The organism is Reyranella sp., assembly GCF_004297405.1.
In the GTDB taxonomy this organism is placed as follows: Bacteria; Pseudomonadota; Alphaproteobacteria; order Reyranellales; family Reyranellaceae; genus Reyranella.
In genome coordinates, this window is the sequence record NZ_SCVC01000011.1 from 201,360 (window position 1) to 218,748 (window position 17,389).

The window sequence follows — 17,389 nt, forward strand, 5'->3', positions numbered from 1 at the left end:
ATGAGGAAACGATGAGACGCGTTCTGGCGGGCGTTGTCGCTGCGGCGATTGCCCTCTCTGCCGTTCCGGGCTTCGCCCAGGAAAAACTCACCGTGTGGTGGGTCAAGGGTTTCTACAAGTCCGAGGACGAAGCGCTCTACGCCGCGATCAAGAAGTTCGAGCAGAAGACCGGCGTGAAGGTCGACCTGTCGCAATATGCCGTGCAGGACATGAACGCCAAGTCGGTGGCCGCGCTCGAATCCGGCACGCCGCCGGACGTCGCTTATTCCGACACCTACGACGTGCAGACCGCCGGCAAGTGGGCGTTCGACGGCAAGCTCGAGGACATCACCGACATCATCGAGCCGATGAAGGACCGCTTCGCTCCGGTCACCATCGAGACGGCCTACCTCTACAACGACAAGACCAAGAAGAAGGCCTATTACGGCTTCGCCCTGAAGCAGCAGACGCTGCACATCCAGTATTGGAAGGACATGCTGGGTCAGGCCGGCTTCAAGGAAAACGACATCCCCGGCACGTGGAAGGAGTACTGGTCCTTCTGGTGTGAAAAGGTTCAGCCGGCCGTGCGCAAGGCCACGGGGCAGCGGGTCTATGGCATCGGCAGCCCGATGGGCGTCGAGTCGACCGACTCCTTCCAGTCGTTCCTGAGCTGGGTCGATGCCTACAACGTCAAGCTGGTCGACGATTCGGGCAAGGTCCTGGTCGATGATCCCAAGGTGCGCCAGGGCCTGATCGCGGCACTCAAGGATTATACCGACGTCTATGTGAAGGGCTGCACACCACCGTCGTCGACGACCTGGAAGGATCCCGACAACAATGTCGCCTTCCACAACCGCACGACGGTGATGACGCACAACTACACGATCTCGATCGCCGCCAAGTGGCTGGACGATGCCAACAACGAGGCGCTCACGCCCGAGCAGCGTGCGGCTGGCCGCAAGGCCTACGACGAGCTGATTGCCACCTCGGGCTTCCCCAAGAAGCCGGATGGTTCGCCGATGGTCTATCGTACGGCCGTCAAGGTCGGCGTGATCTTCCAGGACTCCAAGAACAAGGCGCGGGCGCGCGAGTTCCTGAAGTTCCTGTTCGAGGAGGATAACCTCCGCCCCTACGTCGAAGGCGCGCTGGGTCGCTGGTTCCCGGTTACCAAAGCCGGCCAGGAGAGCCCGTTCTGGCAGGCCGACCGCCATCGGAAGGCCGTCTACGACCAGTTCAAGGCAGGCACGCTGCCCTTTGAGTTCACCAAGAACTACAAGTTCACCATTCTCAATAACGAGAATGTGTGGGCCAAGGCGATGAACCGCGTGGTCAGCGAGAAGGTGCCGGTCGAGAAGGCAGTCGACGAGATGATCGCCCGCATCAAGGAAGTGACCAAGTAGGCCCTGCCGCCCAGAGTAGGCGTATGACAGCGTCCGTGATCGACACGCCGGCCCGCCGGGAGAAATCCCGATGGGCCGGCTTTGCGCTGTCCGAGCGGCAGACCTGGGGCCTGCTCTTCGTGGCGCCCTATATCGCAATCTTCGTGGGCTTCGTGCTGTTTCCGGTCGGCTACAGTTTCTGGCTGGCGCGCAGCCCGCGCCTCTATGTCGAGCTCGCCAACGATCCGATCTTCCTGCGCACGGTCATCAACACCTTTGTCTTCCTGGTGGTGGCGATCAACGTGAAGATGGCGGTCGCGTTGTTCCTGTCGGGTTTCTTCACGCATCCGCGCTGGTGGGTGAAGGTGCTGGCGGTGCTCTTCGTGCTGCCATGGGCGGTGCCGTCGATCCCGACCATTCTCTCGATACGCTTCATGCTCAATCCCGAATGGGGCGTCATCAACCAGCTCATCTTCAAGCTGACTGCCGAGGACGGCCCCAACTGGCTGAACGATCCGACGCTCGCGCTGACACTGTCCATGCTGGTGCACATCTGGAAGTCGCTGCCGTTCTGGACCCTGATCCTGCTGGCAGGCCGACTCGCGATCCCGCACGAACTCTACGAGGCTGCTGCGGTCGACGGCGCCGGCGCCTGGCATCGCTTCCGCTTCATCACCTGGCCGTCGATGAGCACGCTCTACGTCACCTGTACGCTGCTTTCGATGATCTTCACGGTGGGCGACTTCAACAGCGTCTACCTGCTGACGGGCGGAGGCCCGGCTGATCTCACGCATGTGCTGGCCACACTTGGCATCCGCTATCTGCGGCTCGATCAGGTCGGCCTCGCCATGGCGTCGATCGTCTGCGCCCTGCCGTTGATCCTGCCGCTGGTCTATTTCATGATGAAGCGGCTGTCTCGATGAGCCCGCGCAAACTCCTGCGCAACATCGGCCTCGAAGCGGGATTGCTGCTGATCGGCATTCCGGTCCTGCTATGGACCTTGATCCCGATCTACCACATGTTCCTGTTCGCGATTTCGCCCAAGGACGCGGCCTTTTCGGGCCAGCTCTGGCCGACCAATCCGACCCTGCGCAACTTCGAGATGGTCTTCGCCCAGAAGCACCACTTCCTCTATCACTTCTGGCTGCAGATGTTTAACTCGCTGATCATCTCGATCGGCACCGCAGCCATCACGCTGTTCGTCGCGACGGCAGCGGCGTTTGCGATCAGCCGCCTGCGCATGAAGGGTGGTCGTCTGGTGATGAACCTGGCGCTCCTGACCTACTTCATCCCGGCCGCCTTCCTGGCGGTGCCGATGTACAAGACCATGGGCATGTACGGGCTGCTCAACAACGACTGGGCGCTGGTGCTGGCGATGGCGACCATCGCCTCGCCCTATGCCATCTGGATCCTGCGCCAGGCGTCGGACAAGCTGCCGGTCGAGCTCGACGAGGCCGCGATGATCGACGGCGCCTCGCCGTTCCAGCTCTTTCGCATGATCTATCTGCCGCTGATGGTGCCGTCGTTGATTGCCGTCGGCACCTATGCGTTGCTGCTGGCATGGAACGAGTATCTCTACGCGTTCCTATTGCTGTCGAAGGACACTGCGATCACCCTGCCGGTGGCGCTGGGCAACTTCCTCTCGGCCGACGATTCGCCTTGGGAACTGCTGATGACGGCGGGTTTCCTCTACGCCCTGCCGCCGGCCGCGATCTACTACGCCTTCCGCAAGTACATGTCCTCCGGCCTCACGGCCGGAGCGGTGAAGGGGTAGCGGTCGGGACTGCGCCCAGACGGGCCGCCAGCCGCTGCTTGTCGGCTTCGGGCCGGATGAACAGCAGGCCGATCAGCCCGCCCACGATCAGCAACCCGCCCAGGATGACGAAGCCGTGCTCGTAGCCGGCCTGGCGGCTGGTTGCTTCCTGGATGATGCGGCCCATCGCCCAGGGTGCGATCACGCCGGCCGACGTGTAGATCGAGGTCACGATGGCCAGCATGGCGGCGCGCTGCCCGTGCGGCGTCAGCTCGCTCACGATCATCGGCGTGACGACATAGATCGTGCTGCCGATTGCGCTGCCGATGACCAGCAGCGCGACCTTGATGCCCGGGTCCGTCGTGACGGCGATGAAGGGCAGTATGCAGCCCCCCAGGATGACCGTGGCGGCGGGGAAGATGCCACGGCTGATACGGCTCGACACGCCGCTCTTCTTGAGGCGCTGGGAGTACCAGCCGCCGGTCAGGACGACTGTCATGCCGAAGAGCCACGGCAGGATGAACAGGTTGCCGCCCATCGTCTGGCTGTAACCCAGACCGTCGACCAGATAGGCCGTGAACCAGGTGAGGCCGAGCGCCAGGCCCCAGTAGCTCGCGAAGGCCGCACAGCAGGCCGCGACGATGCTGGGGCAGGAGAGGAGGTGGCGGTAGGATACATGCTCGCCGCCGTCTGCCGCGCCATGCACCGGCGGGTCCACCAGCGTGCCTTCGCGGCCGAAGATCAGCCACAGCCCTGCCCAGAGCAGGCCGACGATGCCCAGCGCGCCGAACGCCCAATGCCAGGAGTAGTTCACGATGATGAAGTTGAGCGCCGGCACGGCCACGATGACGCCGAGCGCCGAGCCTTGGGCCACGATGGCGGTCGGCACGCCGCGCAGCGAGTCGGGAAACCACTTGTAGAGCGCATGCACGGCGACCGGACCGGCCGGGCCTTCACCGGCGCCGAGCAGGATGCGGCAGACGAGTAGCGTCTGGAATGTCGCGCTCATCATGATCGGGAACTGCACCAGCGACCAGATGATCGCCATGCCGAATAGCATGTGACGCGTCTGTACGCGGTTGGCGAGGAAGCCGCCGACCACGCCGGCAACGGCGAACAGGAAGAAGAACGAGGAGCCCAGCAGGCCGAACTGATCCGGCGTGAGCTTCAGCTCTTCCATGATCGGCTTGGCGGCCAGGCCGACGACGACCTTGTCGGCGAAATTAATCAGCATGAAGAGGAAGACGAGGGCAGTGATGCCCCAGGCGCCCTTGAGGGGCCGATCCTGAACTGTCACGTGGCGTTACTCCCGACACCGCCCGCTTGCATCGGGCTTATGCTCATCAGACGTGACGGCAGAAGGTCCGTCAAGGAAATGACAGTTGCGTCATGCTTCACGCAAGGAAAAGGGGCGCCCCGTTGGAGGCGCCCCTTCCGTCTCGTCTTTCAGAGGATCAGCCCTTCACGAACGGGCACTTGCCATCCTTCATCGGGCGATAGGCTTCGTTGCCCGGCACGGTAGCGATCAGCTTGTAGATGTCGTCCTTGCTCTTGGACTCGGCCGGTGTCTTGACCTGGAACAGGTACATGTCGCGCTCCAGGCGGCCATCCTCGCGCAGCTTGCCGTTCTTGGTCATGACGTCGTTGACGGGGATTTCCCGCATCTTCGCCATGACGGCCTTCGCCTCGTCGGTGCCGGCAGCCTGCACGGCCTTGAGATAATGCAAGGTCGAGCTGTAGACGCCGACCGTCAGCATGCTGGGGATCTTGTCCTTCTTGGCGCGAAAGCGCTTGGTCCAGGCGCGGGTCTCGTCGTTGAGATCCCAGTAGAACGACTCGGTGAGCACCAGGCCCTGCGCCACCGGCAGGGTGAGCGCCGCGACGTCTGTCGAGAAGACGAGGAGACCGGCCAGGCGCTGGCCGCCCTTGGTGATGCCGAACTCACCCGCCTGCTTGATCGAGTTGATCGTGTCCTGGCCCGCATTGGCGAGGCCGATGACCTTGGCCTTCGAAGCCTGGGCCTGCAGCAGGAACGAGGAGAAGTCCTGCGTGCTGAGCGGATGCCTGACGCCACCCAGTACCTTGCCGCCGGCCGCCTGCACGACTGCGGTGACGTCGCGCTCGAGTGCGTGACCGAAAGCGTAGTCGGCGGTGAGGAAGTACCACGAGTCGCCGCCGTCCTTCACGACCGCGCCGCCCGTCACCTTGGCCAGCGAGTAGGTGTCGTACACCCAGTGTGCGCCGGTCTCCGAGCACGACGGGCCGGTGAGGTCGGCCGAGGCGGCGCCGGTGTTGATGTCGATCATGCCCTTTTCCTGGGCAATCTTGCGCACGGCCAGCGCGACCGACGAAGTGCCGATGCCGGTGATCATCTTGACGCCATCGACGTCGTACCATTTGCGGGCGATCGCGGCGCCGACGTCGGGCTTGGTCTGATGATCGGCCTGCAGGATCTCGATCGGCCGGCCGAGAACCTTGCCGCCGAAATCGTCGATCGCCATCTGCATCGCTTCGACTTCGCCCTGTGTGAGGTCGCCATAGACGCCGGAGAAGCCTTCCATCACGCCGATCTTGAGGGGTGCAGGCGCCTGCGCCTGCGCGACGGCGACGAGGCCGGCAACGGTTGCGGCAATGGCTGCCGTCACCACGCCGGCATACCGGATGGTTGTACCAAAACGCATAGTCTTCATTCCTCCCTGATGCGGTTCTCCCCGCAGAAGGCCGAAACCTTAGCGTCGGTCCGATGAGCGCGCCAGAAGGATCAACCTTGCGCGAACGGGACAGGCTAGCATCAAGGTGACGGTATGATTGCACCGCGACGACTGACGACGGTCCAGCTCTGCGTCTCATTGCGCACCGGAAAGTAGTCGGCGAGATAAGCGCCGTATCGGGCGCGTGCGGCGGCGGTTCCCGGGCTGTAACTGGAGAATTTCGGGATCAGCACATGGTCGACATCGGCGAACAACGCTTTGGCCGGTTGCATCGGCATGCCGGCGCCCGACCACAAGGTCTCGCCCTTTGGCGGCGGCCAGCCGAGCATGAACGGGAGTGGGTTGACCTGATCGAGTACGACAACGCCGCCCGGCCGATAACGAGGGCCGGCCAGCAAGGCGGCAGCTTCCATGATCGTCTCGACATACTCGTACTGCGAGAGTTCGTAGCGAGGATGGATCGCCCGCGCTCGATTGAGCAGTGGCGCCTTTGCTTCGCCTTTGGCAAAGGCCGCCAGCAACCCTTCGCGCTCCGCAGGCACGGCGAATCCGCGCAGGTTGGTGCTGTCGACCACTGACAGGCATTGCTCGCAGTCGGTCTTGAGGTGATAGCCCGCCAGACTGAGAGCCGACGAGCCCATCGACAGCAACGGAAAGGCCAGGAGTGCCGCGAGCAGTAGCGGTGTCGTGCGTTGCTGGCGCAACTGATGGACGAAGAGAAAGGCGATTACGACAGCGAGCGGCATGCCGTGCGGTTGGGCGTTCTGCGTCAGCAGGAAGGCGCCGGCCGCCAGCAGGAAGGCCGTAGCCAAGGGAAGCCGCAGCGGAGCGCGGCCGTTCCACCACATCCATGCCGCGATGACCAGGGCCACGACATAAGGCGCATAGCTGTCGCCATAGGCGAAGAAGTTCATCAGGTGGTTGTCGAGACTGTCGCGCACGCCGCCGGCCTGCACCGCGCCCAGGACATCGGCCAAATAGGCGTGATTGTAGGGCGCGACTGCATTCAAGGCCGCAGCGCCACCGACCGCCAGCCATATCCACCACCGGTCGCGAATGTGCGGGGAGACCAAAAGGGCGACCCCAACGGCCCCGAGTCCGACGGCGAAGTAGGTCACCTTGAGGTAGTACATTGTGACCAACAGAAGTCCACCAGCCACCGCTTCAATCCAGTCACCACGGCGTCCGATGCGCGGCGGTACGAAGAGAAGTAGAGAGAGGATCGCGATCGCACCCCACCCGTACCGGTTGTACGACATAGCAAAGGAATAAGCAGTCGGCAGATCGCCGACATTCGCCGGCCTCAAGGCGAGCAGGCACACGAAGACCACGAAGATTACGGCAGGCAGCAGGGGCAGACGCCGCCACGCAACGATCACAGCCGTGATGAAGAGGAACGATGTGATGATGGCCACGCCGACCAGAAAGGCGTGCGGTGTCGGCCCGACGATCGAGAAGCCCAGGGCCGTCAGAACGAAGTTCAGTTCGCCAACCGGATCGTGGAAATCGACGTGCGCCACATGGCCGTAATGCAGGTGCCACGCCCCCGAGAGATTGAACAGGAGATCCCAGCTCATCTCGCGCGACAGCAGCCGATCGGGTGACAGCAGCGCCCAGGCAGCGGCAATGACCGGAACCGCCGCCACGACCGTGAGTCTGGCGAGCGACGTGTCGCCCGTCATCAGAGTCGCTGCAACCTCGTCTGCTGGCGTGTGCAGGGAGGTCGCCTCGCGCTTGCTCGCGACGAGGTTGTCCATCGTCCTGGTTGATCCCTCACCCGTATATCTGCCTATCACGCAGGCAGTGAGAGAGACCGTGATCATTCTGAGGCGAGGGGCACCAGCCGGCCGCTGGACAGGCCGTGGCAATTCCGTGTTATAGGCAGCTTACCGGGAGGACTGGTGAAAGAAGAAACAATTCTAGAGGCCGAAGGTCTCACTAAAGAGTTTAAGGGCTTTGTTGCCGTCAAGAATGTCCGCTTGCGCGTGCGTCGTCACACGATTCACGCGCTGATCGGACCGAATGGCGCGGGCAAGACCACGTGCTTCAATCTGCTGACGCACTTCCTGTCTCCGACGGCAGGGCAGATCCACTTCAACGGACGGAACATTACCGGCAGCTCGCCGGCCGCGATCGCGCGGATGGGGCTGGCGCGGTCGTTCCAGATCTCCGCGGTGTTTCCGCATCTGTCGGTGCGCGAGAACGTGCGCGTCGCTTTGCAGCGCAAGCTCGGCAACTCCTTCTATTTCTGGCGCTCCGAGCGGGTCCTGAACAACCTCGATGCGCGCGCTCTCGAGCTGGTCGAAGCGGTGGGTCTCAGCGCTTTCGCTGAATTGCCCGCCGTGGAATTGCCCTATGGCCGCAAGCGCGCGCTCGAGATCGCCACGACCCTGGCGCTCGAACCCGAGATGATGCTGCTCGACGAGCCGATGGCCGGCCTCGGCCAGGAGGACATCAAGCGCATCGCGGCCCTGATCAGAACTGTCGCGAAGGACCGCACGGTCCTGATGGTCGAGCACAACATGTCCGTGGTCGCCGATCTCTCCGACACCATCACTGTGCTGGCGCGCGGCGAAGTGCTGGCCGAGGGACCTTACGCCTCGGTCTCGAAGGACCCGGCCGTGGTCGAGGCTTACGTTGGTACCGGTCATGGCTGAGACACTTCTGAAGGTCGCCGGCCTGCAATCCTGGTACGGCGAGTCGCACATCCTGCACGGCGTCGATTTCGAGATCCGCCGCGGCGAGCTCGTGACCCTGCTTGGGCGCAACGGCGCCGGCAAGACCACGACGCTGAAGTCCATCATGGGCATCGTGGAGAAGCGCACCGGCTCGATCACCTTCGAGGGCCAGGAGACGGTGGGCCAACCCTCCGACAAGATCGCGCGCCGTGGCATCGCCTATTGCCCCGAGGAGCGCGGCATCTTCTCGAGTCTGAACGTTGATGAGAATCTCAGCTTGCCACCGGTCGTGAAGCCGGGCGGCCTGAGCATCGAGGAAATCTACACGCTCTTCCCAAACCTCCTCGAGCGGCGGCGCAGCCAGGGCACCAAACTGTCGGGCGGTGAGCAGCAGATGCTGGCCATCGGCCGTATCCTGCGGACCGGCGCCGATCTCCTGCTGCTCGACGAACCGACGGAAGGTCTGGCACCCGTCATCGTTCAGCGCATCGGCGAGATCATCCGCCAACTCAAAACGCGGGGCTTCACGATCCTGCTGGTCGAGCAGAACTTCCACTTCGCCGCCACCATCGCCGATCGCCACTATGTGATGGAAGATGGCCGCGTCGTCGACACGGTCGTCGCCAGCGACGTCCAGCAGAGCATCGGCAAGCTGCAAGCCTATCTGGGAGTGTAGGGACTTCATGTTCGAACTTCTCGGCATTCCGCCCCAGGCACTGTTCGGTCAGCTCCTGCTCGGCCTTATCAACGGCGCCTTCTACGCCATGCTCAGTCTCGGCCTTGCCGTGATCTTCGGCATGTTGAACGTCATCAACTTCACGCACGGCGCCCAGTACATGATGGGCGCCTTCGCCGCGTGGCTGTTGCTCGGTTACCTCGATGTGCCGTTCTGGGCCTCGCTGGTGCTGGCGCCGGTGATCGTCGGTCTGATCGGCATCGTGCTCGAGAAGCTGCTGCTGAAACGCATCTACCATCTCGACCATCTCTACGGCTTCCTGCTGACCTTCGGCATGGCACTGGTCATCGAGGGCCTGTTCCAGCTCCAGTGGGGATCGTCGGGTGCGCCTTATCCCAACCCGATCCCGGGCGGCTACAATCTCGGCTTCATGTTCCTGCCGACCTATCGCGGCTTTGTCGTCCTGGCAGCACTCGTGATCTGCCTCGTCACCTGGTACGGCATCGAACGCACCAAGCTCGGCGCCTACCTTCGGGCGGCTACCGAGAATCCAACCCTGGTGCGCGCCTTCGGCATCAACGTGCCGCGCCTGATCACCCTGACCTATGGTCTGGGCGTTGCGCTTGCCGCTCTCGCGGGTGTGCTCGCTGCACCCATCCAGCAGGTCTCGGCGCTGATGGGCACCAACCTCGTGCTGGTGGTCTTTGCGGTCGTGGTGATCGGCGGCATGGGCTCGATCATGGGCTCGATCGTCACGGGCTTCGGGCTCGGCATGATCGAAGGCCTGACCAAGGTCTTCTATCCGCCGGCCTCCAATACGGTGATCTTCGTCGTCATGGCGATCGTGCTGCTGGTCAAGCCGGCTGGCCTTTTTGGACAGACCAAATGACCTCGCAGCGTATCGGTTACGCCATCCTGATCATCCTGGCGCTGGTCGCTCCGGCGTTCGCCTATCCCGTCTTCCTGATGAAGGCGCTGTGCTTCGCGCTTTTCGCCTGTGCCTTCAACCTGCTGCTGGGCTATGCCGGCCTCATGAGCTTCGGCCATGCCATGTTCTTCGGCATGGCGGGCTACTTCTACGGCCATGTCGTCAAGGCCTGGGACATGCCACCCGAAGTCGGCCTGCTGGCCGGCGTGCTCGGTGCGGCAGCGCTCGGCCTCGTGACCGGCGCGCTCGCCATCCGGCGCCAGGGCATCTACTTCGCGATGATCACGCTCGCCTTCGCGCAGATGGTCTACTTCTTCTGCGTGCAGGCGCCGTTTACCGGCGGCGAGGACGGGCTGCAGGGCATTCCGCGCAAGGCGTTGCTGGGCGGGCTGATCCCGACCAAGAACGACTTGGTCCTCTACTATGTCGTGCTGACGATCTTCCTGTTCGGATACGGCGCGATCTACCGCTTCATCCATTCGCCGTTCGGTCAGGTGCTGAAGGCGATCCGCGACAACGAACAGCGTGCCGTATCGCTGGGCTACGAGGCGGATCGCTACAAGCTGCTGGCCTTCGTCCTCTCGGCGGCGCTGGCCGGTCTGGCCGGCGCCACCAAGGCGCTGGTGCAGCAGTTCGCCACTCTGACCGACGTTGCCGCCTCGACCTCCGGTGAGGTCGTGCTGATGGCTCTGGTCGGTGGCCTCGGCACCATCATCGGGCCGGTGGTCGGCGCCTTCATCATCATCACGATGCAGAACTATCTGGCGGGCTTCGGCCAGTTCGTGCTGGTGATCCAGGGCGCCATCTTCGTCGTGATCGTGCTGGCCTTCCGCAAGGGCGTGGTGGGCGAGTTCGCGGAATGGTGGAGACGGCGACGCACGGCCAGCTCGCGCTGAGGTGATTGCCCTGCGGGTCGTGAACAGGGAGACGCGATGACGGGCACGCGACTGCCGGGTTTCGTGCGCTTGGTCCTGTTCGCGCCCTTCGTGTTTGTGATTTTCGTGCCGTGATCGCGTAGGGCCCACGACCCTTGCCCACGGGCGGCATTCGGGCCAAGAACGAGGCGGTTACCAAGGGGAAACATCCGATATGACCGAGCTTTCCGACGACCAGCTTTTCGCCGAACTGCGCAAGATCGACACGCCGACCATCACCAACGTCGTCGCGACCTATCCGAAGAATCCCCTCTGCCTCGGCCTCTACAATCCGTGGACCGAGAACTGGTACACCGACACGTCGATCCGCTGCATGTATCCCGAGATGGGCGCCATCATCGGCTACGCCGTGACCTGCGTTTACGGCCTGCCCGATCCGAACTATTCCGGCCGGCTCTCCTTCATGGACGTGGTTGATGCGCTCGACGCCATGAAGAAGCCGACGATCCTGGTCATCCAGCAGAAGTGGCCGCCCGAGCTGATGAACAAGGCGGGCCTCGCCGGCGAGATGATGACGACCTCGATGCAGGCCGTGGGTTGCGTCGGTCTGCTGTCCAACGGCCCGTCGCGCGATGTCGATGCCATCCGCCGCATGAAGTTCCAGATGCTGCTGAGCGGCGTTACGGCGGGCCACGGCGAGATGGCGGTGCAGTCGGTCAACGCGCCGGTCTCGGTCGGCGGCATGGACGTGGCACCGGGCGAGCTGATCCATATGGACGAGAACGGCGCCGTGAAGTTCCCGGCCCAGCATGCCCGTGCCGTGCTGAAGAACGCGCAGGCGATGCTGGCCGACGAAGCCGACAAGCTCGAGAAGATGCGCAAGGCCAAGTCGGCTGCGGAGATCCGCGCCATCAACTCCGGTGGCACTTACGGCGCGAAGAAGGGATAAGGTTCCGCTGGTGAGCACGACCGTCGCCGAGCCGCGTCCAACACGCTGGGGGCTGGCGGCCAAGCTGTTCGCCGTCCTGCTGCTGCTGGGCGTCGTGGCGGTCCTGATCACCAGCGTTCTGGGCTACATGCGTGCCCGCGAGGCACTGGAGAAGGTGATCTTCGATCAGCTCACCTCGGCGCGCGAGACCAAGGCGCACCAGGTCGAGGCTTACTTCCGCACGATCCGCAGCGAGATGCGCCTGCTCGCGGCCTCCAAGATGGTCGTGGATGCCATGAAGGGCTTCCGCGAGGCCGTCGACGAGCTGGACCGGCAGGACGTGCCTGCGGACACCCGGGAGAAGGTGCTGGGCTGGTACAACAATGACTACATGCCGATGGTGCGCCGCGTCCTGAACAAGGACGTGCCGGTCGACGATTTCCTGCCGGTGGGCGCCGCGCCGTACTTCCTGCAGAAACTCTACATTGTCGATAACCCGCATCCCGCAGCACGGCGCAAGCTGATGGACGATGCCGGCGACGGCAGCACCTACAGCAAAATCCATGCGACCTATCACCCGCTGATGCGAACGGCGGCGGCGACGCTCGGCTTCTTCGATTACCTGATGGTCGATCCGCGCAGTGGCCGGGTCATCTACAGCGTCGACAAGGAGGCCGACTTCGCGACGTCTTTGCGGGCCGGCCCCTATCGCAATTCCAACATCGCGTCGGCGGCATCCCGTTGTGCCGGTGCGCCTGATCCGTCGGCGACTTGTCTGGACGATTTCGCGCCCTACCTGCCGGCGGACGGCATACCCGCGGCCTTCATGGCGGCGCCCGTGATCGATCAGGGCGCAGTCATTGGCGTGCTGGTGGCGCAACTGTCGATCGACGAGCTCGACGATATCGTAACCGGCGGGCGGCGCTGGCGGCACGAGGGATTAGGCGCGACTGGCGAAGCCTATCTGGTCGGGCCCGACTTTCTGGTGCGATCGAGTGGCCGCAACTTCTTCGAGAACCGCGACCTCTACTTCTCGGAGCTGAAGGCCGGAGGTGCTTCCGACGAGGACATTGCCAACATCCGTCGCTACGGCACGCCGATCCTGCATCAGCATGCCGACACCACGGCGACGCGCGCCGCGATCGGCGGCGTCGAAGGGGTGGGGGAGGTCATCGGCTATCGCGGCATTCCCACCTTGGCCTCTTGGGGACCAGTCAAGATCAGCGGCGTGAACTGGGCTCTGGTCGTCAAGATCGACAGCGCCGAGGCCTTCGCGCCGATCTACCGGCTGGAGCGTGCCCTCCTGGTGGTCGGCGCCGTCGCGCTCCTGGTGGTGCTGATCACGGCCGCCTGGCTGTCGCGCTCGCTGCTGGGGCCGCTGCGTGACCTGACCGCCGGCGTGCGGCGCTTCGCAGCCGGTGACTATGGCGCCCACGTGCCGGTGCGTTCGCGCGACGAGATCGGCCAGCTCTGCCTTGCCTTCAACGGCATGATCGACGAGCTGCACGAGAAGAACCAGCTCATCGAAGCCAAGAACCGCGAGAACGAGGAGCTGCTGCTCAACGTGCTGCCGGCGCCCATCGCCAACCGCCTGCGCGGTGGCGAGCAGGGCATTGCCGACGGCTTTGCCGAAGTCTCGGTCGCCTTCGCCGATCTGGTGGGTTTCACCGCTCTCTCGTCTGACATGCCTCCAGCGGAAGTGGTGACGCTGTTGAACGGCCTGTTCACGCGCTTCGACATGGCGGCCAGTGAAATCGGCATCGAGAAGATCAAGACGGTGGGCGATGCCTATATGGCGGTGTGTGGTCTGCCCGTGCCGGCGGCCGATCACGCCGAGCGCATGGTGCGCATGGCCATCCGCATGGTCCACATCACGCGCGAGCACGCCATGGAGCATGGCGTCTCCATGCGGCTGCGCGTCGGCATCAACAGCGGGCCTGTCGTTGCCGGCGTCATCGGCAAGAGCAAGTACATCTACGATCTCTGGGGCGACACGGTAAACCTGGCGAGCCGCATGGAGTCCGGCGGCATTCCGGACTCGATCCAGGTGACGCGCCCCGTCTACGAGGCGCTGAAGGACAAGTTCGCCTTCGAGTCGCGTGGCACCATCGAGGTCAAGGGCAAGGGCGGCGTCGAGGCCTGGGTGCTGCGGCTCTAGGCTCTGCGATGCAGGGCCGGTTGCGGTGTCACGAGCAGCTTGTCGATACGCGTGCCGTCAATGTCGACGACCTCGAAGCGCCACAAGCCGTGACTGAACGACTCGCCGATCCGGGGCAGGCGCTTCATCCGGTCGAGAACAAAGCCCGCAACTGTGTGATAGCGATGATCCGGCGGCAGGAGAATGCCGAGCCGCTCGCCGAGCTCGTCGACCGGACAGCTGCCGTCGATCAGCAACGAGCCGTCGTCGCGCACGGTGAAATTCGGTTCTTCACGTTCTTCAATGTCCGCGACGACCGTCTTCAGAATGTCGCCCTCGGAGACGATGCCCTCGACGCTGCCGTGTTCGTCGACGACGATCACGAGGTTGAGCGGTGACTGGCGCAACTGCTCGACGACGTCGATTGCCCCCAGTCGGTCGCTGACCACAGGAACGGGTTGCACGAGCAGGCGTACCGCGTCTACGCCGCCGTCCATCAGTGCGACGAGCGCGGCGCGTACGGGGATCGCGCCGACGACCTCATCGATATCGCCATTTGCCGCCAGGATCCGGGCGTGGCGAGACGCGCGGATTGCCTGGCGAATCGTTTCATCGTCATCCTGCAGGTCGAGCCATTCGATGTCCGGCCGTGGAGTCATCACGCCGCGCACCGAACGGTCGGCGAGCCGCATGACGCGCGAGATCATCGACCGCTCTTCCGGCTCGACGACGCCCGACCGCTCGGCCTCGTCGATCATCGTCTTGATCTCCTCGTCGGTGACGCCCGCCTCGCGCGGACGACTCTGGCCGAGCAAGCGCAACCCAAGTCGTGCCGAGACATCGAGCAGAATTACGACCGGCGCGGCACCCCTCGCCAGGATCTGCATTGGTCGTGCGACGATTGCCGCGACTTGTTCGGCGTTGCGCATGCCGATCTGCTTCGGCACCAGCTCGCCCAGCACGACCGAAAGATACGTAATCATCACGACCACTGCGACATAGGCCACCGGTTCGGCGATGCGGGTCGGCACGTCCTGGCTTTCGAGCCACGCGTCGCCGCGTTCGGCGATCGTGGCACCGCTGAAGGCTCCGGCGACGATGCCGACGAGCGTAATGCCGATCTGGACTGCCGACAGCATACGGCCCGGCTCGCGCATGAGGTCGAGTGCGACGCCGGCTCCACGCGATCCCGAACGCACCATTTGCTCCAGCAACGGCCTCTTGGCTGAAACCAGCGCCAGTTCAGACATCGCCAGAAGGCCATTGACGACAATCAATCCAGCGACAATAGCCAGTTCGACGGCAAGCATGTTCACCCCGTGTGAATTTGCTACTATAGACGAAGCCAAGCGTCGAACGGAGAATGCCGTTCGACGGTCGCACCTGTTGGAGGTGCCGTCGGCAACGCGTCGCAACGATACTTGCGCTCGTGGACGCCGATTCGTTTACGGGCCGGTCAGGATCTGGTCGCGATGGTCGCGGCTGTCATGCCGCCGCGACGTACTCGAAATCCAGCCAGCGATAATTATCGGAACTGAAACCGAAATCGAGGATCGTGCGGAGCTGGGCAGGAGCCAGGCGCGCGCGGATCTTGTCGGCATCGTACCACTCGGCCCAGGGCGTGCGATCGCCGTCAGTCATCTTCCCCCATTTGTCGAAGGCCGGCGATCCCTCCTTGGCCCAGCGCTCCTTGGGATAGACCAGCTCGAGCCAGCGGCCACCGACTTTCAGTTTCTTCAGGACGTTGAGGCATTCCTCGCGCGCGATATCGAACGGCACATGGTGGATGGAACCGCAGGCGAGGACGGCGTCGAATTGGCCGTCGAGCTTGTCGAAGGAAAGATCCGACCCGATGAGATGCGTCGTGACCTTGAGCCCTTTCAACACCGCGATCCGCTCGATCATCGCGAGATTGTCGGCGGCAATATCGGCGAAGGTCCAGTGCGCGCCCTGGCTGGCGAAGCGCAGACCGTCCAGGCCGAGGCCCGAACCCAGTTCGAGTACGCGCCGGCCGTTGGTGAAGTCGCGGTAGAGCGGTCCGATCCAGCCGATCACGCCGGACGCCCTGGTGGCGGCCATGCCATCCCAGAACGACAGCAGCTCGGCATCGGGAAGCTTCAGGAGATCGCTGCTGTAACGCCGGCCGTCGATGTCGTCACCACCGGGCACTTCGCGCCACTTCTCGCGGTGAGCTGCTAGAACATCCACGTGTCACCTCAATCTATTCGTCATTTGGACCGAGCGGCGCCTGTCGTCAGGAGCGGCGGAACGGCGTCAACAATTCGGCCAGCCAATGCTTCGGCGGTGGCGGTGGGGCAGGTTCTTCAGGCGGTGCAGGTGGTTGATCGAACCGCACCGTTCTCATGTAGGGGCTGTCGCCATCCTTGGTGTCCGACCACATGACCCACCACTGGCATTTGGCGCAGACCTTGCCGAGCTCGCTGTCGGGGTCTTCGTACATGTCGCACAGCCGGTCATAGGCTTCCTGTAGCGACGTATCGGCGATGTTGGGCAGCCATGACGTATCGGCTTCGTGCGACTGCACCATCATGGCGCAGCAGGGCGTAATCTGGCCGGACGGCAGCACATAGAGCTGGATGTGGCAGTCGTTGCGCTTCTCCGGCACGAAGAAGAGGTTCCGGAACTTCAGCACGTCGTAATACTCGGCGTGGAAGTGAACTGCATCGACGCGGTCCGACCAGAACTCGGCGAACTCCTCCAGCCGGGCGCGCGTGTCGCCGATCAGGATGCAGTTCACCTCGACGTTGATCTCTGGGATCTGCTCCTTGCGGCGGCGCAGATAGGCGATGGTGTCCAATACGCGGTCGAGATCGCCGCCGCGGCGGATCTTGGCGTAGGCGCGCGGCTCGATATGGTCGACGCTGAAGCGGAACTCGCGAACGCCCATCGCCAGCATTTCCTCGAGCCGCTCCGGCGGCATCGACTGGCCATGGCTCAGCACATTGACGGGATGGCCGAGATCGACGGCCTTGTGGACGTGGTCGAGAGCGTGCGGATCCTGGAAGAAGTCGCCGGTGGCGGCGAAGTGGACTTTCTGACCGGCCGGAATATCGCGCAGACCCTTCTCGATCAGTTCAGGCGCCAGGGTCTTCGCCTTCTTGGTCGCGTTCGGTCCGTTGAAATGACAGAAGACGCAGCTCAGCTCGCAGGTCTCGGTCGTTGCGAAGCCGGCGAAGTCGAGTTCGGCACGGCGGTCAGCCTTGGGGACGAACGGCGCCGTGGTGATCTGGTCGAGCTTTTCAGCCTCGGCAACCCGAGGAGACTTGGGCGCAGTCGCTATGGAAGCGTCGGACATCGTCCTCCGGTGATTCGTTGACGAATTCG

General features: G+C 63.6%; 15 protein-coding genes. 9 read left to right on the forward strand and 6 right to left on the reverse strand.

Annotation, left to right across the window (positions count from 1 at the left end; all coding sequences use genetic code 11):
• Nucleotides 1-11 precede the first annotated feature (11 nt).
• Genes EPO50_RS08830 through EPO50_RS08840 form a run of 3 tightly spaced genes read left to right on the forward strand, consistent with a single transcriptional unit; the run spans nt 12 to nt 3,132 of the window.
• Complete coding sequence (locus EPO50_RS08830) at nt 12-1,379, forward strand: ABC transporter substrate-binding protein (protein ID WP_296343036.1); 1,368 nt, start codon at nt 12-14, stop codon at nt 1,377-1,379.
• A 23-nt stretch (nt 1,380-1,402) separates the two neighbouring features.
• Entirely contained in the window at nt 1,403-2,281 is an 879-nt protein-coding gene (locus EPO50_RS08835; protein WP_296343038.1) for a carbohydrate ABC transporter permease, read from the forward strand.
• Entirely contained in the window at nt 2,278-3,132 is an 855-nt protein-coding gene (locus EPO50_RS08840; protein ID WP_296343039.1) for a carbohydrate ABC transporter permease, read from the forward strand. The genes EPO50_RS08835 and EPO50_RS08840 overlap by 4 nt, the downstream gene beginning before the upstream one ends.
• Here the strand turns inward: EPO50_RS08840 and EPO50_RS08845 are convergent.
• The 3 genes from EPO50_RS08845 to EPO50_RS08855 all read right to left on the reverse strand — a co-directional run bounded on the left by EPO50_RS08845 (nt 3,107) and on the right by EPO50_RS08855 (nt 7,579).
• Nucleotides 3,107-4,408, reverse strand: a complete 1,302-nt coding sequence (locus EPO50_RS08845; protein WP_296343041.1) for an MFS transporter — start codon at nt 4,406-4,408, stop codon at nt 3,107-3,109. The genes EPO50_RS08840 and EPO50_RS08845 overlap by 26 nt on opposite strands.
• Nucleotides 4,409-4,565: 157 nt before the next feature.
• A complete protein-coding gene (locus EPO50_RS08850) occupies nt 4,566-5,792 on the reverse strand; it encodes an ABC transporter substrate-binding protein (protein WP_296343043.1) in 1,227 nt (408 codons plus the stop codon).
• 110 nt (nt 5,793-5,902) lie between these two features.
• The gene (locus tag EPO50_RS08855; RefSeq protein WP_296343047.1) at nt 5,903-7,579 is read right to left on the reverse strand and encodes a hypothetical protein; all 1,677 of its coding nucleotides are present in this window, start codon (nt 7,577-7,579) and stop codon (nt 5,903-5,905) included.
• Between the two features lie 144 nt (nt 7,580-7,723).
• Between EPO50_RS08855 and EPO50_RS08860 the strand changes: the two genes are divergently transcribed.
• From EPO50_RS08860 to EPO50_RS08885, 6 genes are all read left to right on the forward strand, one after another.
• A complete protein-coding gene (locus EPO50_RS08860) occupies nt 7,724-8,479 on the forward strand; it encodes an ABC transporter ATP-binding protein (RefSeq protein WP_296343049.1) in 756 nt (251 codons plus the stop codon).
• Nucleotides 8,472-9,176, forward strand: a complete 705-nt coding sequence (locus EPO50_RS08865) for an ABC transporter ATP-binding protein (protein WP_296343051.1) — start codon at nt 8,472-8,474, stop codon at nt 9,174-9,176. Before EPO50_RS08860 ends, EPO50_RS08865 begins: the two co-directional genes overlap by 8 nt.
• A 7-nt stretch (nt 9,177-9,183) precedes the next feature.
• Nucleotides 9,184-10,065, forward strand: coding sequence for a branched-chain amino acid ABC transporter permease (locus EPO50_RS08870; RefSeq protein WP_296343053.1), 882 nt, complete (start codon nt 9,184-9,186; stop codon nt 10,063-10,065).
• Nucleotides 10,062-11,000, forward strand: a complete 939-nt coding sequence (locus tag EPO50_RS08875) for a branched-chain amino acid ABC transporter permease (protein WP_296343055.1) — start codon at nt 10,062-10,064, stop codon at nt 10,998-11,000. The genes EPO50_RS08870 and EPO50_RS08875 overlap by 4 nt, the downstream gene beginning before the upstream one ends.
• A gap of 193 nt (nt 11,001-11,193) precedes the next feature.
• Complete coding sequence (locus EPO50_RS08880) at nt 11,194-11,928, forward strand: RraA family protein (protein ID WP_296343057.1); 735 nt, start codon at nt 11,194-11,196, stop codon at nt 11,926-11,928.
• Between the two features lie 52 nt (nt 11,929-11,980).
• On the forward strand, nt 11,981-14,065 hold the full coding sequence (locus EPO50_RS08885; RefSeq protein ID WP_296343399.1) for an adenylate/guanylate cyclase domain-containing protein: 2,085 nt from the start codon (nt 11,981-11,983) through the stop codon (nt 14,063-14,065).
• Here EPO50_RS08885 and EPO50_RS08890 read toward each other — a convergent pair.
• The 3 genes from EPO50_RS08890 to EPO50_RS08900 all read right to left on the reverse strand — a co-directional run bounded on the left by EPO50_RS08890 (nt 14,062) and on the right by EPO50_RS08900 (nt 17,360).
• On the reverse strand, nt 14,062-15,354 hold the full coding sequence (locus tag EPO50_RS08890; protein WP_296343400.1) for a hemolysin family protein: 1,293 nt from the start codon (nt 15,352-15,354) through the stop codon (nt 14,062-14,064). The two genes, EPO50_RS08885 and EPO50_RS08890, sit on opposite strands and share 4 nt — an antisense overlap.
• A gap of 175 nt (nt 15,355-15,529) precedes the next feature.
• Nucleotides 15,530-16,252, reverse strand: coding sequence for a class I SAM-dependent methyltransferase (locus EPO50_RS08895; RefSeq protein ID WP_296343059.1), 723 nt, complete (start codon nt 16,250-16,252; stop codon nt 15,530-15,532).
• A 46-nt stretch (nt 16,253-16,298) separates the two neighbouring features.
• Nucleotides 16,299-17,360 carry a radical SAM protein gene (locus EPO50_RS08900; RefSeq protein WP_296343061.1) on the reverse strand — a complete coding sequence of 354 codons (1,062 nt, stop codon included), beginning with the start codon at nt 17,358-17,360 and terminating at the stop codon, nt 16,299-16,301.
• Nucleotides 17,361-17,389 lie beyond the last annotated feature (29 nt).